This is a genomic window from Enterobacter sp. RHBSTW-00318, assembly GCF_014101375.1.
Classification (GTDB): Bacteria; Pseudomonadota; Gammaproteobacteria; order Enterobacterales; family Enterobacteriaceae; genus Enterobacter; species Enterobacter ludwigii.
The window spans coordinates 1,618,764-1,641,639 of record NZ_JABXQH010000001.1 but is presented as its reverse complement, the minus strand read 5'-3'; the positions used below and the strand labels follow the sequence as shown (position 1 = coordinate 1,641,639).

Below are 22,876 nucleotides of genomic sequence, written 5' to 3'. Positions count from 1 at the left end.
TCAATAGAGATAATTACGTTTTGCCAGATCCACCAGTTCAGTCAATTTGGATATTTTAAATTTCAGCATGATGCGCTTTTTATAAGCGCTGACGCGTTTATTATTTATATTCATTATGCCGGCAATGACCTGATTGCTGTAGCCCGCAGAAATGTAGCGCAAGATACAGATATCAGTATGGGATAGCGATAACAACAACGAGGCGTCTCGCGGGTATTTTGTCCGGTGCAGCCTCAGTTCATTACCATAACAGAACTGGCCGGATGCGACTTTATTGACAGTCCGGACGATGTTGTCCAGCGTACTGTTTTTATTAAGATAGCCGGCAGCTCCCGCCTTCCTGCTAAGCTGAATGTGAAAATCACTGGATGATGAGGATAAAATCATTACCTGTGTATCAGGGATATTTTTTATTAACTGAGCCAGAGAAGAAAACACGTCTGGCTGTTGTTGCAGATGCTCCATTATTATCAAGTCGGCGTTGAACAACGAATGTTTGTCCAGCAATTCTTCCATTGTGCCAAACTGCGCAACAATCTGATGACCATGTTCTGATAATAAGCCCTGGAGTCCAGCGCGAAGCAGTGGGCTGGCGTCCATGACAATGACTTTTTTGCCTGACATTCCTGGTTGTCCTGAATCGGGAAAGGAAAAATTTATTCTCTATCCCGTCAATGCAAATTTGGCTAAGACTTGTCTTTAACTGAGACTTTATTTTCCCCCTCAGCGCTGTCCTGCCTGGCCTGCCAGATAACGGACCAGTCCTTTTATTACGTCTCCTTGCAACCTTAACCAGGTCGTTTGCGACAGGTCTTATTAAGACTCCATCGCTCTGACAGGAAGATAGCGTCAGCCAGGGAAAGAATCCCGTATGGAAGTGCGTCTGGCGCGTTGCGCAGACACAGATCGATTATTTACACGAGAATTTAGCGAATGAATCTCAAGCCAGTAAATATTGCAGTCGTTGATAAAAATACGATTGTCAAAGCCGACGTTCTGCGCAGTGAAAAAATAGGCAGTGCCGTCAAAATTAAAGCCATCCCGAATGCAAAATACATTCTTGCTGAAGGGGAAAACGGCGTTGCGCCAGAAAACATTACCCTGAAACGTGTCGGTAAAGACCTGTTCATCATGCTGGAAGGCACTGATGAAGATCAGCCGCAGCTGATTATCGAAGACTACTTTGATAATCCGGGTGAACTGGTCGGTAAAGGGGAAGATGGTCAGTGGCATGAATACATCGCCACCGACGGTGATGATGACCACGAAGCTGCTTTCCTGCTGGACGGTGAATCCTCTGCGCAAGCGCTGGGCGCAGGCGCGATTGCCAGCCTTGACGGTCTGGCGGTTGCGGGTACCGCGTTTTCCCCTGCCTTGCTGGCACTGGGTGCATTAGCGGCGATTGGTGCGGCGATTGGCATCGGCTCCATTATTCGCCATAACCGTGGCGGCAATGACGGTGGTGATAACGGCGACGTTATTCCCCCTCCACCGACAGGTCCTGGCAAACCAACGATCGGCGAAGTTGAGGATGACGTTGGCCCGATCACTGGCCCTATCCACAACGGCGATGCCACTGACGACGCCCAGCCTGTTTTCCGTGGCGGTGGTGCGAACCCTGGCGATACCGTTGAGCTGATTGTCGACGATGAAGTCGTAGGCACCGCGATCGTGGGTGAAGACGGCAACTGGGAAGTGACGCCAGAAAAACCGCTGCCGGAAGGCGAACATGAAGCGGTGGTGGTCATCACCGACCCTGAGGGTAACGCCAGCGAACCGTCCGATCCTATTGATTTCGTGGTCGATCTCACCCCGCCGGAAAAACCGGTGATTGGTGAGGTGGAAGATGATGTCGGTCCGGTGGTTGGCCCAATCAATGACGGTGACACCACTGATGACGCCCTGCCTGTATTCCGCGGTGAAAACGGCACGCCGGGCGACACCGTTGAGCTGATCATCGACGATAAAGTCGTGGGTACCGCGGTAGTGGGGGCAGACGGTAAATGGGCAGTGACGCCGGAAAACCCACTGGCTGAAGGCCAGCACGAGGCGGTGGTGGTGATCACCGATCCGGCAGGCAACGCCAGCGAGCCGTCCGATCCGATTGGCTTTATCGTTGACCTGACTGCGCCAGCGAAACCGGTGATCGGTGACGTGGAAGATGACGTCGGCCCGATCACTGGCCCGATTAACAATGGCGATATTACCGATGATACCCAGCCGGTATTCAGCGGCGGCGGTGCCGTACCTGGCGAAACCGTTGAGCTGATTATCGACGATGAAGTCGTGGGCACTGCGATCGTGGGTGAAGACGGCAACTGGGAAGTGACGCCAGAAAAACCGCTGCCGGAAGGCGAACATGAAGCGGTGGTGGTCATTACCGATCCGGCAGGCAACGCCAGCGAACCGTCCGATCCTATTGATTTTGTCGTCGATCTCACCCCGCCGGAAAAACCGGTGATTGGTGAGGTGGAAGATGACGTCGGTCCGGTGGTTGGCCCAATCAATGACGGTGACACCACTGACGACACGCTGCCTGTATTCCGCGGTGAAAACGGCACGCCGGGCGACACCGTTGAGCTGATCATCGACGATAAAGTCGTGGGTACCGCGGTGGTGGGTGCAGACGGTAAATGGGCAGTGACGCCGGAAAATCCACTGGCTGAAGGCCAGCACAACGCGGTGGTGGTGATCACCGATCCGGCAGGCAACGCCAGCGAGCCGTCCGATCCGATCGGCTTTATCGTCGACCTGACTGCGCCGGAAAAACCGGTGATCGGTGACGTGGAAGACGACGTCGGTCCGGTGGTTGGCCCAATCAATGACGGTGACACCACTGACGACACGCTGCCGGTATTCCGTGGTGAAAACGGCACGCCGGGCGACACCGTTGAGCTGATCATCGACGATAAAGTCGTGGGTACCGCGGTGGTGGGGGCAGACGGTAAATGGGCAGTGACGCCGGAAAACCCACTGGCTGAAGGCCAGCACAACGCGGTGGTGGTGATCACCGATCCGGCAGGCAACGCCAGCGAGCCGTCCGATCCGATCGGCTTTATCGTCGACCTGACTGCGCCGGAAAAACCGGTGATCGGTGACGTGGAAGATGACGTCGGCCCAATCACTGGCCCGATTAACGATGGCGATGTCACCGATGATACCCAGCCGGTATTCAGCGGCGGCGGTGCCGTGCCTGGCGAAACCGTTGAACTGATTATCGACGATGAAGTGGTGGGCACTGCGATTGTGGGTGAAGACGGCAACTGGGAAGTGACGCCACAAATCCCGCTGCCGGATGGCGAACATGAAGCGGTGGTGGTCATTACCGATCCGGCAGGCAATGCCAGCGAACAGTCGGATCCGATCGGCTTTATCGTTGACACCACGCCACCGGCACAACCGACCATCGATACCGTTTTCGATAACGTTGGCGACAGAACCGGCAACCTGGCGGCAGGTGAAACCACCGATGACAACACGCCAACCTTCAGCGGTACGGCTGAAGAAAATAGCCTCGTTTACATCATCGTCAACGAGAAAGTGGTGGATTCCGTGCGCGCTACCGAAACCGGCTCCTGGACCTGGGAACCGTCTCCGGGGTTGGCTAACGGTCCGTATAACGTCCGCGTTGTTGCGGAGGATAAAGCTGGGCTGCGCTCTGAGTCGTCTGAGGACTTTAACTTTAACGTGCAGGTGGGCGGTGTCCCTACAGCGCCGGCAATTACCGATGTGATTGACGATGTTGAGTCTCACACCGGCACCGTACAGCAAAACGGTACCACCAACGACGACCGCCCAACCCTCGTGGGGACCGGTCAGGACGGTACCACCGTTTACCTGTACGACGGCGCGAACCCTGACCCGATCGGCAGTGCCGTGGTCACGGGCGGACGCTGGAAAATTGAATTTGATGCCCCGCTGGCGCAGGGCGAGCACCGCTTCCGTGCGGTAGCGGAAGACGGTACCGGCAACCGCAGCCCGGAAACGGGCGAGTGGGTCATCAACATTGATTCCGTCGCGCCGGGCGAGGCGACAGACGTTGAACTGTGGGACGACTTCGGCACGCCGGGGATTATCGCCGACAACGGTACGACCGATGACAACACTCCGACCTACCGGGGTAAGGGCGAAGCGGGCGGTACGGCGATTATCGACCTGGGCGATGGCACCACCGTGCGTGTACCGGTTGATGCCAGCGGCAACTGGAGCTACACCCCGGCGCCTGCACTGGCTGACGGCGACTACACCTGGAAAGTCTCGATTGAAGACAAGGCGGGCAACGTCGGACCTGCATCCGACCCTATCCACTTCATCGTGGATACCAGCGGAAACGGGATTTCGATTAGCCACGTTGTGGATGATGAAGGTGGCATTCAGGGCAACCTGGCCAGCGGCAGCCACACTGATGACACGACGCCAACCGTTGTGGGCCGCGCTACGCCTGGTGCCATTGTGAAAGTCTACGTTGACGGAAACCTGGTTGACAGCGTGGTGGCCGATCCGACAACGGGTCAATGGCAGTACACCGTCAACCCAGCGCTGTCGGCGGATCGCACATATCAGATCACCGCCAGTGAAAACACCGGCACCGGTGACGGTCCACAAACTGCGCCGTTTGAGCTGACGCTCGATACCCGCATTCCGACCGGCACCCTGGACGGTATAGCGGATGATGTCGGCCTGGTTCAGGGCGATCTGGCGAACCCGTCTGTGACCGACGATACCACCCCGACCCTGCGCGGTACCGGTGTGGCGGGTGACCGGGTGTTTATTTACGACGGTACGACCCTGATCGACTCCGTCATCGTCGGGCCTGACGGCAGCTGGAACTACACGTTACCGCCGCAGAATAACGGTACAGAGCTGGAGATGAACGTGGTGTTCCAGAGCCCGACGGGCGTAAGAAGCGCACCGAGCGATTCCTGGAAAATCACCATTGATACCGAAGCGCCAACGGCCAGTGCGGTGGCTGACGGCCTGAGTAAAGACTCCGGCGTGAGCGATGCGGACTTCATCACCAATAACAGCGGCCCTGGCAGCCTGGTCACCGGCCATCTCTCGGCTGCGCTGGACGCGGGCGACAAAGTCCTTGTCTCCGTTGATGGCGGTGCGACCTGGCAGGAAGCGCTGGTCGACGGCGATAAGTGGGCCTATGTGGACACGCAGGGCCACAGCGCTGACTGGACCATTTTGACCCGTGTTGTTGATGCGGCAGGTAACTACACCGAGTCGTCGCAGAACGTGGTGGTGGATCAGGTTGCACCGGACGCCCCGACCGACGTGGTGCGGAGCGGTAACGATGTCACCGTCACGCTGCCGGGCAGCAACGTGACGGCGGGTGATTCGGTTCTGGTGAAGGTCGGAGATGTCTCTGTCACGCACACGCTGACGGCCGCGGATATCGCGAACGGTAACGTGACGCTGAGCCTGCCGCCGGGCGGTTATACCGATATTCCGGTCGGGGCAGCCATTGTGGACGCGGCGGGTAACAGCTCGAAATACCGTACCAGCGACTTCACCAGCACCAACAGCTTTGAATCAGCGGATGAGTTTACGGCGATCAATGCGGGCCAGTGGGTGCACGGAATGCGTTTCTCACACACGACGGATACCAGTACGGCTGACTACGAATTCGACAGACAGACCATCGGGGCGGGAAGCACAAGCAGCTTGTACCTGTTCAGTTCATCAGCAGATGGCGGGATGGAAGCCAGCATGTTTGTCGACTTCCAGTATGGCGCCAAAACCGTCGATTTCGATTTCAACCCGAGATTTGCGGGTCCGTCTACGGTGGTGACGTTCTATGACATCAACGGCAATGTGATTGGTTCTCAGCCTGTGAACGCGCCGATCAGCAACCGTAACGTCCATGTGTCGTTCACAGGCCAGGAGGATACGCCGGTTTACCGGATGGAAATTCACCATCAGGAGCAGCCGGGCAGCACCGGATTTGGTTTCAGTATCGATAACCTGGTGGTGAGCGGCACGGCGAAAACCGTCACGCCGGGTGAATTCCTGGCGGATAACCAGGGCGATGTCTGGTATGGCGACGCGGCGGACAACCTCTATCAGGTGAGTGACGTGGCCAGCCTGACCGACGCGGTGATCCAGGGGGGAGAAGGGACGGACACGCTGAAGTTGTTGGGTGCGGATCAGCATCTCGATATGAGCGCGCTGACCAACAAAATCCAGTCAATGGAAGTGTTCGATATTACGGGAACAGGCAACAACACCCTGACGCTGAGCGCGGGCGATGTGCTGGAAAACGCCACACAGAACCTGTTCCACGATAACGACTTCAACCAGTTGATGGTGAAGGGCGATGCAGGCGATCGGGTCAATCTCAGCGACCTGTTGCCAAACGATATAGACCCGGGCAACTGGACAAACGGTGGCACGGTTAACGTTGGCGGAGTGGAGTATCAGTCCTTTGAAATCGCCTGCAAGGAAGCGACGACATGGAAGGTGCCGGCAAGGATCTCTGTCAACGTGTCTCCGGTGCAGTTAAGCAGTATGAATTTTGTCGATACAGTACGCGCAGTGCTGGCCGAAACGGGGTTGCCCGCGACCCGACTCGAACTGGAAGTGACGGAATCTTCGCTGTTTACTGACAGTGAAACCCCCATCGAAATCCTTATGGCGCTCAGAGTGCTGGGCATAAAAATCTCTATTGATGATTTTGGTACGGGCTATTCCTCCCTTTCAAGATTGATTCAGTTAGGCTTTGATAAAATAAAAATCGATAAATCTTTTGTGCGAACAATATCCACGGATGAAGAAACTCAGACCATCGCAAAATTAATGGTCGGCATGGCGAAATGCCTTGATATGATAATTATTGCTGAAGGCGTTGAAACCAATGATCAACTCTTATGCCTTCAACGTTTAGGGTGTGATTTGGCACAAGGATATCTCTTTGGAAAGCCCGCACCCTTTATCAGTCAATCAATCAAAGCGGGTGAAACACTTGTTTAATCCTGCGGTGACGCTCCCTGGTCAACAGGTGTGCCTGGTGCCTGGAAGAGAAGAGAGGGCGATATGCAGTCGCAACGGCTGATGGGGGAGGGGTATGAACCGTACGTTGAGCAACAGGGCGACAGACTGACCTACTCTTTGCCGGTCGATTCCGGATTTGTCAGTTTTAACTTCACGTTTGATCTTCGCCAGACCGATCTGGATGTCCTGCTGTCGAGCGATTACAGGCGAGCCGTCCTTGAGATCACGGCCCACACCTTGCTCCAGCATTCGACACTGAAGGGGAATGACCGTTTCACTCAGAAAGATTTCGACAATCTGGTCGCAGTCACACTCCACGCATCGCTGGCGCTTTTGCACATATTCATTTCGCGCGTGAGCCGTGAGCACAATATTGCCATTGACCATTATGTCGAAGAAATACTCCACCGACGAACGCGCCGCGACTGAACAGGCCCGAAGCCTGATCAATGTGTTCCTGATACTCCCCTCAACGCGAACATGACTGCCCCTCAACAGAAGCAGCCTGCATCTGCAATTTGCCGCAACACGGTCGCGTTATTCGGCAAAGTTCAACAGCGCGTTACCCTCCAGGCGATACCGTACCCATTCGTTTTGAGGTAATGCGCCAATGCTGAGGTAAAAATCAATTGCGGGCTGGTTCCAGTCCAGTACGCTCCATTCAAGGCGTCCGCAGCGCCGTTCCACGGCATATTGCGCAATTTTCTTCAGCATCGCTTTTCCCGCGCCCTTGCCGCGATAATCGGGGGAAATATACAGATCTTCCATATAAATACCGTTACGTCCTAGCCATGTGGAGTAGCTGGTGAAGAACACGGCGTATCCGGCGATTTTCCCTTCAATCTCGCAGATTAATGCTTCGGTATGGCTGCCGTCACCAAAGAGTGTTTCGCGAATCTCATCCGGTGTGGTGACCACTTCTTGCGGGGCTTTTTCGTAAACCGCCAGCTCATAAATCATATCGTAAATAGCGGAGGCATCTTCCGGGCGGGCCTGGCGAAGGGTGATACTCATATGTTTTCCTGTCTTTTTTGCAAGGCATCGTTATTGATGGCGTTAAGCATAGGGGGTATTGTCAGAAGAATTAAGTGCAATGAAATCACCCCATGATGAATATTATGCATCCAGCGCTGCGACGTCTTGATTTAAACCTGCTGCTCATTTTTGACGCCATTTATCGGCACTGTTCCGTTCGCCTCGCCGCGGATGAACTGGCGATGAGCACCTCTGCGTTGAGCCACGCACTGTCCCGACTGCGTATTGCGCTCAATGACCCGCTATTTTACCGGGAAGGACACCGGATGTGCCCAAGCGTGTATGCCACCCAGCTCGCGCCCTCTATTGCATCAGCACTGAAATTTCTCAATCAGGAGCTGACTGTACAACCGGCGTTCGTGGCTTGCGAAAGCACGGAGCGGATCCAGATTGCGATTACGGACTTTACCGCGTTGTGCATTTTCCCGACGTTGATGCAGAGGCTGCAGCAGGAAGCTCCTGGCTTGCGCTTTGATTTACGCTATTTGCCACACAGCCCGGCGCTGAACGAACTGTTGGCAGGAGAAGTGGATCTGGCGCTGGGATTCAGTACACCCGACGATATCCGTCACAATGAACTGGACGAGATAAACTGGTTTGAGGATGAGTATGTTGTCATCAGCAATACCCGCCGAACACAGCTGACGCTGGAAGATTATCTTGCCGCACGGCATCTGGTGATAACCCCCTGGAACGAAAAGCAGGGTGTACTGGATTTACGGCTTGAGCAGTTGGGGTATACGCGGCAGATAGCGCTTAAGACGCCATCCATGCTGAGTGCCCCGTTTATCGTTGCGGAAAGTGACCTGCTAATGGCCATCCCCCGTTTTGCTGCTGAGAAGCTGAAACATGCTGCCAGTATTCAGATTTTTTCATTGCCGTTCACCATAAGCCCGTTTGAAGTAAAGATTTACTCGCATAAACGCAGTGGCCAGAGAGGGGCAACCAAATGGCTGAAGACGACACTTCACATGCTGGCGGACGAGTTGCCGCAAAACATTTATGGCCATGCAACTGACAGTCGAATTTGAATGAGGGTAAATGCCATGCTTCTGGAACAGTTGAAAACGCTGGAACGCACGCTTCATGGCAGCAGGCGCAACGATCGTGAATGGCTTGAACAGATACTTCACGACCAGTTCAGGGAAATGACACGATCAGGTGTGTTGATCGATCGTTCGCAGACAATAGAGGCACTTTCTGCCGAAACAGTTATCCCGACCATTCTCAGCAGCGACTTTCAGCTCATCCAAATAAGAGAGGATGTCGCGATATTACACTACAGGACATTCAATGCGGACGGCGCTCGCCCGATTTTGCGTTCTTCGTGTTGGGAGCGGGCCGGGAGCGGGCAATGGAAACTGGTATTCCATCAGGGGACACCTGTTGCGGTGAGCGGATAAGGTCCCAGGAGCGCACCGCAGAAAACGATTTCTGGATCTCAAGTGGGGTGAGTTAAGCCAGCCGACGGAGTGACCTGAAATAGCGGCATTACTCCGCACTCATTTTAAGTTTGTGGGGTCGCTTATCGCTCGTAGCAAACCTTGCGGCTCTTATGTCGGTCCGCTTTGTGCCAGAAGCGGACGTTATGCTAATCATTGATGAGATGATTTGGCTGGAGCGTACGCTTAGCCAGCTTCTTTTGCAGAATGATAACGATGATGGGGAACCCTGATGCGGAAATTGCACATACCCCCAGCAACGTGTTCATATTTTGTTGTGCTATGGAGTGCCCAGATAATAGAAAAGAAGACAGAAAAAATGCGACAGTTGTGATCAGGTACATTATTGATGACTGCAATGAAGAAAATCCCGCTCGTTGCCTGTCATCAGGAAACTGAATACTCACCGCCGAGGAGGAAACCAGACGACTGTAAGATGCACCGAGAAATAAAATAATAAATAGCGTCGGATTCGAATAGCCCATAACAGGTATCAGCAAAGCGAGTAAAAAAACGAAAGTTGACCCTGTAGCCAGACTCACTGCAGAAAAATGCGGAGTTAGCGCACCTGTCATTTTTGTTGACAGGTATCCTGCAATGCCCCCGGCGAAAAACAGCCATGGCAGCAGGTATTGAGAGCCCCCCAGCTGTTGGGTCATTAATGGTACCAAAACAGGAATGACCAGCATCGGGCTAAACTGTACCAGCGCATTACTGGAAGCGAACAGTAAAGTATTAACGTCGAGAGGCAGTGCGTGGGGTGTATCGAAAGAGACTGTATCCTGAGGGATGATGGATACAATCAGTGGCATTGCCAACAAACACAGCGTACTGGTTAGCCACAAAGCGACATGCCAACCGTAATGAGCGCACAAAAATAGTATCGTGGGCATTCCGGCAATGCTTATCATCGGAAATGATGCAATTACCGTCGCCAACAATTTCCCTCGCAAGTTAGTTGGTGCGAGATTTATCAATATACTGATACTCACCCCCATAGTTGTGCCTCCAGCCAATCCGGCACAGAATCGTAATGTAAGCAGAAGGCTAAAGCTGGAGGTAAATGTCGTCAAAAGTGTCAGTAGGCCGAGTAGTGCCATATTGGCGATTAAAAAACGTTTCTTATTGAAACGACCAATCCAGTAAAAGGCGATAATTCCCGACAGGACCGCCCCGGAGGTGTACATGCCCGATACGTAGCCAGAGAATGACACGGGAACGGCGAAGTCTGCTGCCATAAAAGCAAAAACAGGGTTGAACATCATATATTCCAGCGCATTTGTGAACTGGATAAAAGCCATGACAACCGCTATCCGGATGAGGGCTTTATGATTAAACGTTGTTGTGACCGATGACATAACAAGCGACCTGTGGGTAAAAGATATCCGAGTTTAATTGCTTTCAATCTTATTCAGTAGATGGTAAAACTGGCACGTATTGTTATCATTTATGGGATAGTCTATGCGACCAGCTCTTGATTTTAATACCCTGAAAGTTTTCATTGCGGTGGTTGAAAGAGAAAGTTTTGTTGGGGCATCTAAAGTCCTTGAAATGCCGACATCAAACGTTAGTCGTTGTATTTCTCAGCTAGAAGACAGACTGAATCTTCAGCTCATTGAGCGCAGCACCCGACATATGAAACTCACACAAGCGGGGCACCTGCTCTATTCCCGGGCGAAGCCATTAATGGATGCACTTGAGCAGACTGAAACAGAATTAACGTTGCGGCAGATGCAGCTCAAGGGGCCACTACGTATCTGTATTCCCAATGAAATAGGTCCTGCACTGCTGGGTTCTGTGATTGCCGATTTCGCCTGCCAGCACCCGGATCTGGAAATTAGCTGTGTCACAAATTTGTCTGGTCTTGAATCCCTGAGAGACGATCTCGATTTAGCCATCATTGTGAGCCGTGGCCAGATGGATGACGGTGATTACATAGCCCGTCACCTGGTGACGATCCCTTGCACCATCGTTGCAGCCCCCTCCGTCATTCAGCGTTATGGCATACCTTCTCGTATACAGCAATTTGAAGAATTACCCTGTATTACCACGGTAAATGCACTTAAAGGTGCTCCCTGGCAGTTTGTGAATAAAAAGGGGGGATTTGAGACGATAAAGGTTAAAGGCCATTACCGGGTAAACAGCGGAGAGATGGCAGGACGCGCGGCGGTAGCGGGTGTTGGTTTCGCTATTCTTTCGAAACAGGCCTGCCAGCCCTACATCGACGATGGACGACTGATCGAGACTAAGTTCGAACAACCGCCAGCCCCACTTCAATTGTACGCACTTTATTCAGACAAGCGTTATTTGCCCGCTAAAACACGAGCGCTTATTGAATACATACAGCAGAATTTGAGCAATCTATCCTTAGCAGCCTAAGGATAGATGAAACAGCTACAGAGAGTTCCAGTGTTTCAATGGTCTCTAAATGCAGAATGTCTGCTGTACGCTCAACGCAGACCTTATGACCACGTGGGCTGTCCGTTGCGTGCCAGAAACGGACGTTCAATGGAATAAACGTATCTGCAATTAAAGGCACGCCTCGGAAACTCCGAAGCTATCCTCAAACATGCGAAAGCGGGTAATAAGACCATTTTCGATGTACATGTCGAGTACAAATTCGGTTTCAATCAGCTTCTGTGTTTTTTTAACGCGTGATGCAAGCTCACCAATAGCAACCAGTCGCTTGTCTTTGATGAGAATATCTTTTATTTCAAAATGTTCTGGTGAGAGGTGTGTCCGTATTTGCGCATAGAATTCTGCCACACCGTTTCTGCCGTATTTTCGGCCAATCCAGGGAACTAACTGAGTATTTCCAGCGACCACCCAGTCGACGCTTTCACTTACCAGTGCCGCTATCTCATTCACATCTTCTGCTGTGGCTATACGATGAAAAAAAGTTTCCGCTACTACCTGTGGTGTTTGGACTGTCATAGCTTGTTAATCCCAGTAAGAGTAGTTAAGGATTGTCAGACTAAACGATGGTATTAAAAATCACCTTGTCCTACGGTGCTGTTTGATCATGTTATAGAGAGCGGTTGGTACGTTACTCAGTCCCCTGGGGGGGCTTTTGTCCGATTTTCGCTCATGGCGGACCTTTGGCTCAGTTAGCTTGTCCGCTTTTTGCCAGAAGCGGACAATGCAAACCTTGCGAGGGAGTTAATTAACAACGGGAACGTCGGCGAGATGTTTAACAAAACGCTTCCTAACTTCCTGATAACCATTATCTTCATAAAACTTGTGTGCTCTGACTCTTCTTTCACTGCTTGAAAGCTCAATTTGAGAACATCCTTTCTCCAGGGCGATTTGCTCAGCGGCGATGAGGAGTTTCCGCCCGATCCCTGCCCCTCGCAATGATTCGTCAATAACCAGAGCTGAAATTAATGCCCATAAGCCGTTTTCGTGCAGGGGCGTTATAAAATTCACCACAATAACCCCGCAAAGTTCTTTTTCTGATTCGGCAACCAATATGCTAAGACCGGTATACTCTTGGTCAATGTGCTTTTCTAAGCGTTCTCCCTCTGTCTGATATCCTAGTTGCAGAAACAGCTTATTTAGAGAGGGTATATCTTTTAACTTTGGCGTCCTGATTAAGACCATGCCATAACCTCCTTCATAATAGTTTAGAAAAAATATCCAAATCACATGCACGTTGCAAACTTCCGCTCTTTGCTCAAAGCGGACCCTTCCATCTCCACCTGCCTTTTGCTTTGAACGCCGGAGCCTCAACAATTTCTCTGCCCGGCCCGGTGCAGAGAGAAAAGACGTCATCAACCTCATGCTATCTTTCTATAAAACAGGTATCCCAGTGGTAATTGGGGCTGCCCCGTTGAAATAAAAGGAACAAGTTAATGCTTGATTATATGCTTGAGCAGTTCAGCAGGCTGCCTGTTGACTCCTGGTTACTCAGGAACGGCCTGAAAGACTATATTGATGAACAGCTGCTCTGGTGTGAGGACAGCAATTTTTCATCAAATTTCCCTTTCCGGGAAACCGGTCTGCCTCAGGATTTTTTTCTTCAGAAAATCATTTCCTGCGACGGTAATGACTACCTCACCGGACCCAGATACAGAGGCGGCGATTTGAAGAAGCCGTTCATTGATCTGGTCGCCAGCTCTGCTCCTCTGACCCGGCGGGCAATGGCCTCAATACTGGACGTATGGCATCCCATGGGCGCACGTTCAGTCCGCGTTCTCCGACCCGTGTCTGAGGATACGCGCGGTTGTGCCGATCAGTTTTTCTATGTCGGCGGCAGCATGGATGAAAAAAAAGAAGCTGTAATCAGCGGCCATACTGTCCGCATTGAGCGTGCCTGCCAGCCGTCAGTTGAGTGGTGCCTTCAGGCTCTGGAACTTGCCTATGCCGAGACGTATTCCCGCTATCCTTTCCTGAAGGATAAGGTGGTTCCTGCAGATGAAGAAGACATTCGCGATGCCATTAAGGACGGAAACCTGTTCATCATAGTTTATGAGGGGTCGCGTGCCGGTTTTATCATCTGTGATAACGCGCGCCGGGCTTTTATATCCGGACAGTGGATCACCGAGGAGATCGTTATTCCGCGCTTTCGCGGAAAGCATGTTGCGGGTTCCGCTCAACAGGCCTTACTTTCTTTTCTCAGCACGCCCCGCACACCGGCATCGCTATGGGGAACCATCGAAAGCAGTAACCTGCCTTCAATACGCGCCGCTGAGCATGCCGGGAGAAAGCGGGTGATGGAGTATGCTTTTCTGTATGGGGAAGATGTGCATGATTAAGAGCTACCGGCAGCTTACGCTGTGTCTTTTCATACTGTTGTCCACATTCGGCTTCTGCCTTTATCTGGGTTTTTTTTCCTTCTGTCTGGTTAAAATAAAAACCGACCCGCTTGTTATTTCAGTGCTGACAGGTTCAACTGCGCTGGCGGCGTGACCGCCACCTTGTGATCCACCCTGTCAGCTGCATACAGACCGCCTTCCCGGCGGTTTTTTTATGCCTTTTCTGCGGTAACAAGACAGGGCGGAAGTCTGCCTGCCCCGTGGCTCAGCATCCGACTTCGGGAGTTTTCGGATCTGTGCAGAAGAGGAGAGAGATTGATGCAGGACAGGCACTAATTAAGGAGGATTATTGTGATTAGGGGATTATTGTCTTTCAGGAAGGAAAAGGTACTGATTATTGCACCGAGCAGACAAGTCATTCTGACGGTCTATCAGCGACGAAGCGGCACGCATCATTTTTCACCCTGAACATCCGTCCTGACCTTTGACAACGTGGCCGATGATTAAAGTCCGCTTAGTGCCAGAAGCGGACATTGCCAGCCAGCCCAAGGCTATCTCGTGCTAATAGCAAGTTTAGCCGCGAAACATAAAAACAAGCCCCCTGTTGCTCTGTCCATCACCCGGACAACGCGACTTTTCTTCAGTACGGCTGACACAAAATGCGTAGATAAAATGAGAGTGACTGACCATATAGTCCCAATCGCTACGTGGATGCTGACCAGGATAAAAGTCCATATTAAAGGTGAGTGACCGGCAGGTACGAACTGCGGCAAAAAAGAGACATAAAAAATGCCCATTTTGGGATTGAGCACATTCCCCAGCATTCCTCTGATAAACCAGTTCCCTTGAGAAACGTTGTTGTCATCACCATCACTGAAAGATGATCGAGGACGTATCAGCAGTTGTAAGCCCAGCCAGCTCAGGTAGACCGCGCCACAAACTTTGAGCACAGTGTAAGTCATCTCTGAAACCGCCAGAAGAGCACCAAGACCTAACGCAACCAGCGCGCCCCATACAAAACAGCCAGCATCAATGCCAAGCGCAGCCTGAAAAGCCTTTTTACCGCCCTCAGCACAAGCGGTGCGCAGAATAAGTGCCGTATCAAGACCGGGAGTCAGGGTAAGTAACAGTGCTGCGAGAGAGAATGCGAAGAGGGAATCGTTAACAGTCATTTTCTTTGCCCGAAAGAGCAGATGCTAATCATTTAGCTCCCTACAATCAATCCATTAAATATTGTTTTTAAAGGTCTGCTCTTCGCTCAAAGCGGACTTTCAGCTCACTTAGCCTGTCCGCTTTGCGCCCGAAGCAGACCTTTATTCGTACGGCAAAAATCTCCGTGACAACGGTCTGTGAAACATATACGTTATATATATGTTCTATTGCAGAGTATATGCTTATGGGTATTGTCAAAATTTCAGATTTGCTGCATGAAGACGTGCGGGATGCAAGCAGAGCGATGTCACGTTCAGTGAATGCACAAGCCGAATACTGGATCCGCCTCGGTATGATGAGTGAGCTTTACCCGGAACTTAACTATCAACAAATTAAAATGATGATGCTGAAATCAGGTTCTGACCGTTTAATGGAGGTTATCAATGCCATCAATTCCCATTAAAACCGCAGATGAACTTGCCCGCCAGCGTCATGCAGGAGCGTTGCTGGCCTCCGTATTTGAGATGCTGGACACGTTTATTGTTCCGGGAGTCTCAACTCTGGACATCAATGATCGCGTAGAAGCTTTTATTGTCAATGAGTTGCAGTCAAGACCTGCCAGTAAAGGACAATATAATTACCCTTACGTCCTGAATACTTCTGTGAATGAAGTGGTTTGTCACGGAGTTCCTAAAGCCAACGAATACCTGAAAGCCGGCGCTATAGTTAATGTCGATATCACCCTGGAGAAAGGGGGCCTGATTGCCGACTCCAGCAAAATGTATCTGATTGGTGACGTCTCTCCGCTGGCTCGCCGGTTGGTGGATATAAGCCAGGAAGCCATGTGGCTGGGCATAAAAATGGTAAAACCGGGTGCAACACTGGGAGACATCGGGCATGCCATCCAGACGCATGCTGAGTCCAACGGCTATAGCATTGTCAGGGAATACTGCGGGCACGGTATCGGCAAAGAAATGCATGAAGAACCGCAGGTGCTGCACTATGGTAAACCTGGTACAGGCGAAGTGTTACAGGCAGGAATGGTTTTTACCATCGAACCGATGGTAAATCAGGGAAGCAGTAAAATAAAAACCAAAAAAGACGGCTGGACAGTGGTCACCCGGGATAAAAAACTCTCGGCCCAGTGGGAACACACGGTCGCTGTGACCAATGACGGTTTTGAAGTTTTAACACTTCGTAAAGATGAAATCATTCCAGAAAACATGGTTTGACTCCGGTGATTACTCAGCAAAAAAAAAGCTTTCACGCATCTTCAACTGTGTGCTTGATTCCCGTATCCAGCCTGGCATCTTTTACAGGGGACGTCCGCTTCACGCCCTGAGACATTCGACAAGCTTTTTATGGCTTCAGTAAGGGCGAGTGTCTCGCTTCGAGAGCCAGCAAATATTTCGCTTCGTCATAACAGGTTCTGGCCTTCCAGCAGCGGTAAATGATCCTTATCCATTTGAACGCCAGTGCCCGGATCGCAGACTGATGAGATTTGCCCTTTTCTCTAAGGCCCTGATAATACAGTTTGGCCCAGTATGATGAATTAACCGTCTTGGCAGCCCATTCAACAAAGGTCTGCCTGACGAACTTGGCACATTGCCATCGCCAGTGAACCCAGGATTTTTGGCCGCTTCGTTCGGTCACCGGTGCTATACCTGCGTAGTTTTGAATTTCTTCAGCGCTGTTAAACCGGTCACGGTTATCACCAAGTGCAGCAAGCATCCGTGGGCCCATGCACGGTCCCATGCCCGGAAGTGATTTGAACAGCCCCGCATCTGGCAATGTGTCAAACAGCGTTTCGATTCGTTCGTCATAGGTTTTGATGATTTCACTCACGACTTTAATTTGTGTCGCCAGTGCTGCTGCCATCAAAGCATTAGCCTCTATAACACTCGGGTCTGTAGTCAATGGGATCGCATTATCAATACTCGCAACACGTTGCTCGGTAAGGGCCATAGCGCGACCACCTTTGGCATTCAGAAAGTTGCGGATCGTGTCGCGTCTGGCTCGTTTCAGTTGTTGCAGACTGGGCCACCGGATAATCAGCTCACACAACAGTAAGCTACCCCGATGTGAGAACCACTCCAGTGGCTGAGGATAATACTGTTTAAGCGTATTGATTATCCGGTTCACAAAGCGTCGTTTATCTTCAACCAACTGACGACGTTGCTCAACCAGTTGCTGAAGTAAGCGAATATCCGCATTGTCGGGTTCAATAGCTTTTATCTTCTGGGGGTAACGCAGCATTAACTCTAATGCCAGCTCGGCATCCTGCGGATCATCTTTAGCGCCGCTGGGCGAGAAGGCTTGCCGATAACGAGCCAGGGACAATGCGTGGACGGGGAAAACGGTGATAAAGGGGTATTTTTGAAGAGCATATACCACGGGGCCCTTCTTCAGTTCGAGAGCTATTGCGATTCTACCTTTTACTTTCTGGTGTAACTCAGTAAGCCAGGCATCAAGCGCTTCTGCTGTATGTTCAATCACATCGAATACGCGTTCACCGTTTTTAAACTGAACACAGACATCGTGTTTTTTATCAGCCCAGTCCAGACCAACGTGCGCAGCAAATTGATTAGTCACAGTCATCACCAACTCCTTTTTATCGGGGATTGGTATGCATTCCACGCTCTTCGAAAGAAATATAGCCAGCAGTTTATCTGCATGCCCTGAGTATTCGTTAGCGAACGTGGAGCACCTACTGGCTCGAAAGAAAAGCGGCGATCATCACATGATTCTCGCTCAATATTCGTAACCAGTAAGCGCATACCCTGAATCACTTCAAAGTGTAATTCTCAGGGTACGAATGACTATATATCGCTCACAGCGGACCTTCTGCTCCGTTAGTTTGGTCGCTTTGTGCCAGGAGCGGACGTTGCAAATATCACGGTTTTAATCGATGGGGAGCAGATCAACGATGAACAATAACCCTGAATCAGCTCATTTTAACGGCAAATAGATATCCGTGAGTAATTCATGTTCTGCTACCTCATGCACAAAGTTGTGGTAATGAAAGAAAAGCGGGAAGTCGCGAAGTTCCTCTCCGCTCTCTGGCAACCAGTCACGATACAGAGACTTAGCCAACCCGGTTAACGCATCATGCGATCCCTGATGACGTAACACCGCACAGCGACCAGCCGGAATGTCACTATTTATCACCCCGAAGCGATTGTCTTCAATAATGGGTGACGTGACGGTTCCGCAAATATGGAACTCAAATTCATCCGGCGGCGTTAAGGTTGGATCGTGTGGTGCAATACCGTATGTCTGGCTACTGGCAACCGGTGAAAAACCCGTGGTTTTTCGCCATTCAATAAAGCGAGCCGCCGTTTCGTTTATTCGCTCCGGTTGTCCATAATGTGTCAGCATTGCGACTGACGTCGCGGGGAAAGTAATGATCCTGACCTGGCTTTGCATGGTTTGTCTCCTGGCTTTGTAAGGTTCGGATATGCGCTTATGCCAATCCACCCAGGGGGGCTGCTGGCGGAATTGCGTCGGTGATAGACCGAACATTTGTCTGAAAGCACGGCTAAATGATTCAGAATGCTGGAAACCGGCGTCGTACGCGATATCAGTGATTTTCTCTAACGGATTAAAAGCCAGTCGATAAGATGCGCGTTTTAAGCGCATCATCTGGATGTAACGGCCAGGTGGCATCCCACAATAACTACAAAACTGACGATGGAAATGAAATGGCGAGAAGTGAGCCACTTCACTCAGTTTTTCCAGTAATAAAGCGTCATCGAGATGGTGGTCAATATAATCAAAGACCTGTTTAAAGCGTCTGGCGTAACTATCAGTTTTATTATCACACATGACTTCCTCCGTGCTGCTTAATATGCTCGAAGGCGATTCAGTTTGCCTGACCGATCTTGCTCAATGACGTACAAAGGAGAGCATTTCCAGGTGGCTATCTTTCGAACCTTTGACTTGCTCTCCATTGCTCAAGACTCTCGATGTCAATATGCATGCCGAACTTCCACTGTTCGCTCTAAGCAGAACTTAATCCCTACACGACGGTCCGCTTTGTGCCAGAAGCGGACATTGCCAGCCAGCCCAAGGCTATCTCGTGCTAATAGCAAGTTTAGCCGCGAAACATAAAAACAAGCCCCCTGTTGCTCTGTCCATCACCCGGACAACGCGACTTTTCTTCAGTACGGCTGACGCAAAATGCGTAGATAAAATGAGAGTGACTGACCATATAGTCCCAATCGCTACGTGGATGCTGACCAGGATAAAAGTCCATATTAAAGGTGAGTGACCGGCAGGTACGAACTGCGGCAAAAAAGAGACATAAAAAATGCCCATTTTGGGATTGAGCACATTCCCCAGCATTCCTCTGATAAACCAGTTCCCCTGAGAAACGTTGTTGTCATCACCATCACTGAAAGATGATCGAGGACGTATCAGCAGTTGTAAGCCCAGCCAGCTCAGGTAGACCGCGCCACAAACTTTGAGCACAGTGTAAGCCATCTCTGAAACCGCCAGAAGAGCACCAAGACCTAACGCAACCAGCGCGCCCCATACAAAACAGCCAGCATCAATGCCAAGCGCAGCGTGAAAAGCCTTTTTACCGCCCTCAGCACAAGCGGTGCGCAGAATAAGTGCCGTATCAAGACCGGGAGTCAGGGTAAGTAACAGTGCTGCGAGAGAGAATGCGAAGAGGGAATCGTTAACAGTCATTTTCTTTGTCCGAAAGAGCAGATGCTAATCATTTAGCTCCCTACAATCAATCCATTAAATATTGTTTTTAAAGGTCTGCTCTTCGCTCTAAGCGGACCTTCCCACAACCCGCAACACTGCCCGTAAACCGCAATGCCCCTGATCTCTCCGCATCACACTACACTTATCCCTTAAAGCCAAACCTGACACAGGGAGTCATGTATGTCTGCGGAGAATTTATCCCAAATGGGTGCGGCAAAAGTGCAGCGTTTGGTGGATCAATATGGTCAGCAAGTCATAGAAAAATGCCCTGTTAGCCCTGTGGAATACGCTTTCTACGAGTATGCGGCGGAAGAGCTCAACAGCAGGGGAATCAAAACGCCGACGCTGTTGTCTGCCGATCCACATCCACGCCGGTTAAGGCTGGAATATATCCCTGGAAAAGTGTCTCAGGATGAGGTGTCGGGGGATGACATATTGAAATGCCTTTCTCATCTTCATTGCACTCCACCAGATCCAACCTGGGTGTATCACCCTCATTCCTGGCCCGAGAAAGCGCTTGAAAAATCACTGGCGCTTTTGAGATTACCGGACCGCGCGGCCCACCAGATGCGCTGTTTTCAGCAAGCGGGCAGCGTTTTGTTTCGGCAGAAATGTTTACTCTCAGGGGATACCAATGCCGGTAACTGGGGGAGGAGAGAAAACGGAGAGTGGGTTCTCTTTGACTGGGAAAGGTTTGGCACGGGCAGTCCGGCTATCGACCTCGCCCCGCTGGTAAAGGGGATGGGCTCCAGGCAAAGCATTTTACAGCTTGCGGAGCGTTACAGCGTGCATTATCTGCATATGCCTGCCCGACAGCTAGCGACGGAAATAACCCTTGCTAAAGCATGGATTGTGTCAGAGGTGATGTCCCTGCTCTATGACCGGAACAAAACAGATTTTGAGCTGTACCTGAACTGGTACAGAGAAACGCTTCCCGGCTGGCTGGACGAGGCTATCTCAGTACTTTAACCCTTCGTCTGCATGGGTTTTTTATATTATTAAGGCCGAAATTCTGGCTCACAGACCAGCTGAATTTCGGCCCTTAAGCTCTGGCCTTAGTGCGCCGTGATATACGGCTCCTTGACGAACTCCGCCAGCAGCCAGACCATATCATGTAGCAGACCGGTCAGCTCTTTTGCCACGTTTGCAGGCAATGTTCCTCCCATTACCGCCTGCGTTAACGCCAGCGCATAGTCCACCTGGAGCGACGTATCCTGCCAGCAGTCCGGAACGCAGGAGACAATCTTCTCTCCTGCAATCAGCTGTTCGACCAGATAAGGCGGGAGGGCAGAATCACAACGCGCGCGAAGGCGTTTAAGGACTGCCAGCAAACGCGTGCACAGTGTTGCATGGGTGACCGCATCGTCAGTTTCTACCAGCACGCTTACATACGCGGTGCAGGCATCGGCCAGTTCGAAGAGATCTGCAGATTCAGGCAGTTGTAGATGAAGCAGATGGTGTATAGCGCTTTCTTCAGAGAGCGCGTAAGACAGGGAAGGGATAGTAGCCATATGGCATCCTCTTTATGCAAAAATTATTAACCGCCCGGTGAGTTCCTACGCTCTTGGGGGGTAGCGCTGACGGAGGTAGGAATACCGTGCATAAAGAAAAACGGCCAGCCTTTCGGCTGCTCCGCCAGCGCCACCGTGATTTTAACGGTATATGCGCTGTCGCGACAAAAAAAATCGCTTTATGCCAACGGGTTCCTACGCCCGGTTGCGGATGTGCCGCAACGCAGGCACTTTACGGCCAGGAGGAGAGTAAGAAAAGCAGTAACCCTGAATTACACAAGGTTACTTGCAGGTTTGCGAGGCGGCTTCCAGAAAGGCCTTAGCGCGCGCAAGCAACGCCGCGCCATTACCCTTCACTCAGCATCGCCAGAAACCGTTTCACCGTCCGCGAACGTTCAAAACGCCGCCAGCACAGCGCAATATCGGTATAAAGCTCCGGTGATGTCAGCGCATGGTAGGTCACATTGGGAGGCGAAATGGCGGCCATCGACTTCGGCACCAGGGCGAACCCGCCGCCAGCGGACACCATGCTCAGGGAAGAGGAAAGTTGCGAAGACTGCAGCGTGTGCTGCACGTCAATTCCGGCCCGCTCGCAGCAGCCGTAAACGCGATCGTACAGCCCTGGCGCGACCTCCTGCGGGAACAAAACGACCGGCGTATCCCGAAGTTGCTCCAGCGCCAGTGATCCACACTTCGCCAGTGGATGGTCGCGATGCAGCGCCACAACCATCGGCTCACGGTCGAGAATTTTTAGCTCAAACGCTTTGCTGCTCTCACACGGCAGACGCACAAACGCGATATCCAGCTCACCCTCCGCCAGCATCGCCGTCAGCGAAGACATATTGGCTTCCACCTGGTGCACTCTCACCGCCATGTTCTGCAGCTGATACTGGCGAATAAGGGTGAAGATTTTGGGGTGAAAGGCGTCTGAACTGGTGATCCCAATCGACAGACTGCCGTTCAGCCCGCGGGCAATGCCCCGGGCTTTCTCCAGCGCGGCGTCGCTCAGCGCCAGGATCTTACAGGCGTCCTCATAGAAGGCTTCTCCCGCTTCAGTCAGCTCCACGCCTCGCGTCAGGCGTCTGAATAACGGCGTGCCCACTTCTTCCTCGAGCCGTTTAATCTGCTGACTCAGAGGAGGCTGTGAAATACCCAGCGCTTTGGCCGCTTTGGTGAAGTGTCGCTCACGTGCAACGGCGACAAAATACCGCAGATAACGAAGTTCCATATCAAAAACGTCTCAAACCAGCATGGATTCTATATTGGAACTCTA

General features: G+C 51.6%; 20 protein-coding genes and 1 pseudogene. 9 read left to right on the top strand and 12 right to left on the bottom strand.

The window, feature by feature from the left end; all coding sequences use genetic code 11:
* Complete coding sequence (locus tag HV157_RS08225) at window positions 1-624, bottom strand: response regulator transcription factor (RefSeq protein ID WP_047744057.1); 624 nt, start codon at window positions 622-624, stop codon at window positions 1-3.
* A gap of 309 nt (window positions 625-933) precedes the next feature.
* Between HV157_RS08225 and HV157_RS08220 the strand changes: the two genes are divergently transcribed.
* Together HV157_RS08220 and HV157_RS08215 are read left to right on the top strand one after the other, a co-directional pair.
* Complete coding sequence (locus HV157_RS08220; protein WP_182268320.1) at window positions 934-6,975, top strand: Ig-like domain-containing protein; 6,042 nt, start codon at window positions 934-936, stop codon at window positions 6,973-6,975.
* A gap of 63 nt (window positions 6,976-7,038) precedes the next feature.
* Window positions 7,039-7,425: a hypothetical protein gene (locus HV157_RS08215; protein WP_059306370.1), complete on the top strand. Its 387-nt coding sequence runs from the start codon at window positions 7,039-7,041 to the stop codon at window positions 7,423-7,425.
* A gap of 108 nt (window positions 7,426-7,533) precedes the next feature.
* Here HV157_RS08215 and HV157_RS08210 read toward each other — a convergent pair whose 3' ends face one another.
* Window positions 7,534-8,010, bottom strand: coding sequence for a GNAT family N-acetyltransferase (locus HV157_RS08210; protein ID WP_059306369.1), 477 nt, complete (start codon window positions 8,008-8,010; stop codon window positions 7,534-7,536).
* A 92-nt stretch (window positions 8,011-8,102) separates the two neighbouring features.
* On the opposite strand from HV157_RS08210, the gene HV157_RS08205 reads away from it, so the two are divergent.
* A complete protein-coding gene (locus HV157_RS08205) occupies window positions 8,103-9,062 on the top strand; it encodes a LysR family transcriptional regulator (protein ID WP_032677630.1) in 960 nt (319 codons plus the stop codon).
* Between the two features lie 15 nt (window positions 9,063-9,077).
* On the top strand, window positions 9,078-9,434 hold the full coding sequence (locus HV157_RS08200; protein ID WP_040016883.1) for a DUF4440 domain-containing protein: 357 nt from the start codon (window positions 9,078-9,080) through the stop codon (window positions 9,432-9,434).
* 188 nt (window positions 9,435-9,622) lie between these two features.
* On the opposite strand, the gene HV157_RS08195 is transcribed toward HV157_RS08200, so the two are convergent.
* Complete coding sequence (locus tag HV157_RS08195) at window positions 9,623-10,831, bottom strand: MFS transporter (protein ID WP_032677632.1); 1,209 nt, start codon at window positions 10,829-10,831, stop codon at window positions 9,623-9,625.
* A gap of 103 nt (window positions 10,832-10,934) precedes the next feature.
* Between HV157_RS08195 and HV157_RS08190 the strand changes: the two genes are divergently transcribed.
* A complete protein-coding gene (locus HV157_RS08190; protein ID WP_032677633.1) occupies window positions 10,935-11,852 on the top strand; it encodes a LysR family transcriptional regulator in 918 nt (305 codons plus the stop codon).
* A gap of 150 nt (window positions 11,853-12,002) precedes the next feature.
* Here HV157_RS08190 and HV157_RS08185 read toward each other — a convergent pair whose 3' ends face one another.
* The gene (locus HV157_RS08185) at window positions 12,003-12,407 is read right to left on the bottom strand and encodes a nuclear transport factor 2 family protein (RefSeq protein WP_032677634.1); all 405 of its coding nucleotides are present in this window, start codon (window positions 12,405-12,407) and stop codon (window positions 12,003-12,005) included.
* Between the two features lie 225 nt (window positions 12,408-12,632).
* Window positions 12,633-13,073: a GNAT family N-acetyltransferase gene (locus tag HV157_RS08180; protein WP_032677635.1), complete on the bottom strand. Its 441-nt coding sequence runs from the start codon at window positions 13,071-13,073 to the stop codon at window positions 12,633-12,635.
* Window positions 13,074-13,324: 251 nt separating this feature from the next.
* Here HV157_RS08180 and HV157_RS08175 point away from each other — a divergent pair, with 251 nt between their 5' ends.
* A complete protein-coding gene (locus tag HV157_RS08175) occupies window positions 13,325-14,227 on the top strand; it encodes a hypothetical protein (protein WP_079231303.1) in 903 nt (300 codons plus the stop codon).
* A 551-nt stretch (window positions 14,228-14,778) separates the two neighbouring features.
* Here the strand turns inward: HV157_RS08175 and HV157_RS08170 are convergent.
* On the bottom strand, window positions 14,779-15,399 hold the full coding sequence (locus tag HV157_RS08170) for a LysE family translocator (protein WP_079231302.1): 621 nt from the start codon (window positions 15,397-15,399) through the stop codon (window positions 14,779-14,781).
* Between the two features lie 224 nt (window positions 15,400-15,623).
* Here HV157_RS08170 and HV157_RS08165 point away from each other — a divergent pair, with 224 nt between their 5' ends.
* Both HV157_RS08165 and map read left to right on the top strand, forming a co-directional pair.
* Window positions 15,624-15,842: a ParD-like family protein gene (locus tag HV157_RS08165; protein WP_032677643.1), complete on the top strand. Its 219-nt coding sequence runs from the start codon at window positions 15,624-15,626 to the stop codon at window positions 15,840-15,842.
* Window positions 15,823-16,611, top strand: a complete 789-nt coding sequence (gene map / locus HV157_RS08160) for a type I methionyl aminopeptidase (RefSeq protein ID WP_032677644.1) — start codon at window positions 15,823-15,825, stop codon at window positions 16,609-16,611. Before HV157_RS08165 ends, map begins: the two co-directional genes overlap by 20 nt.
* Window positions 16,612-16,738: 127 nt before the next feature.
* On the opposite strand, the gene HV157_RS08155 is transcribed toward map, so the two are convergent.
* The 3 genes from HV157_RS08155 to HV157_RS08145 all read right to left on the bottom strand — a co-directional run bounded on the left by HV157_RS08155 (window position 16,739) and on the right by HV157_RS08145 (window position 20,071).
* Window positions 16,739-17,977, bottom strand: coding sequence for an IS110-like element ISEsa2 family transposase (locus HV157_RS08155; protein ID WP_000219087.1), 1,239 nt, complete (start codon window positions 17,975-17,977; stop codon window positions 16,739-16,741).
* Window positions 17,978-18,328: 351 nt separating this feature from the next.
* Entirely contained in the window at window positions 18,329-19,204 is an 876-nt protein-coding gene (locus HV157_RS08150) for an AraC family transcriptional regulator (RefSeq protein WP_020885047.1), read from the bottom strand.
* Window positions 19,205-19,450: 246 nt separating this feature from the next.
* Window positions 19,451-20,071 (bottom strand): LysE family translocator, encoded by a 621-nt coding sequence (locus HV157_RS08145; protein ID WP_040016884.1) that lies wholly within the window; start codon window positions 20,069-20,071, stop codon window positions 19,451-19,453.
* A gap of 201 nt (window positions 20,072-20,272) precedes the next feature.
* Between HV157_RS08145 and HV157_RS08140 the strand changes: the two genes are divergently transcribed.
* A complete protein-coding gene (locus HV157_RS08140; protein WP_040016885.1) occupies window positions 20,273-21,061 on the top strand; it encodes a phosphotransferase in 789 nt (262 codons plus the stop codon).
* A gap of 86 nt (window positions 21,062-21,147) precedes the next feature.
* Here HV157_RS08140 and HV157_RS08135 read toward each other — a convergent pair whose 3' ends face one another.
* The 3 genes and pseudogenes from HV157_RS08135 to HV157_RS08125 form a co-directional block, all read right to left on the bottom strand.
* Complete coding sequence (locus HV157_RS08135) at window positions 21,148-21,603, bottom strand: hypothetical protein (protein ID WP_040016886.1); 456 nt, start codon at window positions 21,601-21,603, stop codon at window positions 21,148-21,150.
* Window positions 21,604-21,629: 26 nt separating this feature from the next.
* Window positions 21,630-21,764: pseudogene (locus HV157_RS08130) on the bottom strand (ash family protein); the annotation flags it as partial.
* A 185-nt stretch (window positions 21,765-21,949) separates the two neighbouring features.
* Window positions 21,950-22,831 (bottom strand): LysR family transcriptional regulator, encoded by an 882-nt coding sequence (locus tag HV157_RS08125; protein WP_014169049.1) that lies wholly within the window; start codon window positions 22,829-22,831, stop codon window positions 21,950-21,952.
* Window positions 22,832-22,876: the final 45 nt, after the last annotated feature.

Bases quoted from the DNA above. Each gene is read 5' to 3' on its own strand.
- HV157_RS08165 (WP_032677643.1), top strand. From the start codon at position 15,624: ATGGGTATTGTCAAAATTTCAGATTTGCTGCATGAAGACGTGCGGGAT.
- HV157_RS08180 (WP_032677635.1), bottom strand. From the start codon at position 13,073: ATGGTCTTAATCAGGACGCCAAAGTTAAAAGATATACCCTCTCTAAAT.
- HV157_RS08210 (WP_059306369.1), bottom strand. From the start codon at position 8,010: ATGAGTATCACCCTTCGCCAGGCCCGCCCGGAAGATGCCTCCGCTATT.
- HV157_RS08215 (WP_059306370.1), top strand. From the start codon at position 7,039: ATGCAGTCGCAACGGCTGATGGGGGAGGGGTATGAACCGTACGTTGAG.
- HV157_RS08200 (WP_040016883.1), top strand. From the start codon at position 9,078: ATGCTTCTGGAACAGTTGAAAACGCTGGAACGCACGCTTCATGGCAGC.
- HV157_RS08175 (WP_079231303.1), top strand. From the start codon at position 13,325: ATGCTTGATTATATGCTTGAGCAGTTCAGCAGGCTGCCTGTTGACTCC.
- HV157_RS08155 (WP_000219087.1), bottom strand. From the start codon at position 17,977: ATGACTGTGACTAATCAATTTGCTGCGCACGTTGGTCTGGACTGGGCT.
- HV157_RS08185 (WP_032677634.1), bottom strand. From the start codon at position 12,407: ATGACAGTCCAAACACCACAGGTAGTAGCGGAAACTTTTTTTCATCGT.
- map (WP_032677644.1), top strand. From the start codon at position 15,823: ATGCCATCAATTCCCATTAAAACCGCAGATGAACTTGCCCGCCAGCGT.
- HV157_RS08170 (WP_079231302.1), bottom strand. From the start codon at position 15,399: ATGACTGTTAACGATTCCCTCTTCGCATTCTCTCTCGCAGCACTGTTA.
- HV157_RS08225 (WP_047744057.1), bottom strand. From the start codon at position 624: ATGTCAGGCAAAAAAGTCATTGTCATGGACGCCAGCCCACTGCTTCGC.
- HV157_RS08135 (WP_040016886.1), bottom strand. From the start codon at position 21,603: ATGGCTACTATCCCTTCCCTGTCTTACGCGCTCTCTGAAGAAAGCGCT.
- HV157_RS08220 (WP_182268320.1), top strand. From the start codon at position 934: ATGAATCTCAAGCCAGTAAATATTGCAGTCGTTGATAAAAATACGATT.
- HV157_RS08145 (WP_040016884.1), bottom strand. From the start codon at position 20,071: ATGACTGTTAACGATTCCCTCTTCGCATTCTCTCTCGCAGCACTGTTA.
- HV157_RS08125 (WP_014169049.1), bottom strand. From the start codon at position 22,831: ATGGAACTTCGTTATCTGCGGTATTTTGTCGCCGTTGCACGTGAGCGA.
- HV157_RS08195 (WP_032677632.1), bottom strand. From the start codon at position 10,831: ATGTCATCGGTCACAACAACGTTTAATCATAAAGCCCTCATCCGGATA.
- HV157_RS08205 (WP_032677630.1), top strand. From the start codon at position 8,103: ATGATGAATATTATGCATCCAGCGCTGCGACGTCTTGATTTAAACCTG.
- HV157_RS08190 (WP_032677633.1), top strand. From the start codon at position 10,935: ATGCGACCAGCTCTTGATTTTAATACCCTGAAAGTTTTCATTGCGGTG.
- HV157_RS08140 (WP_040016885.1), top strand. From the start codon at position 20,273: ATGTCTGCGGAGAATTTATCCCAAATGGGTGCGGCAAAAGTGCAGCGT.
- HV157_RS08150 (WP_020885047.1), bottom strand. From the start codon at position 19,204: ATGTGTGATAATAAAACTGATAGTTACGCCAGACGCTTTAAACAGGTC.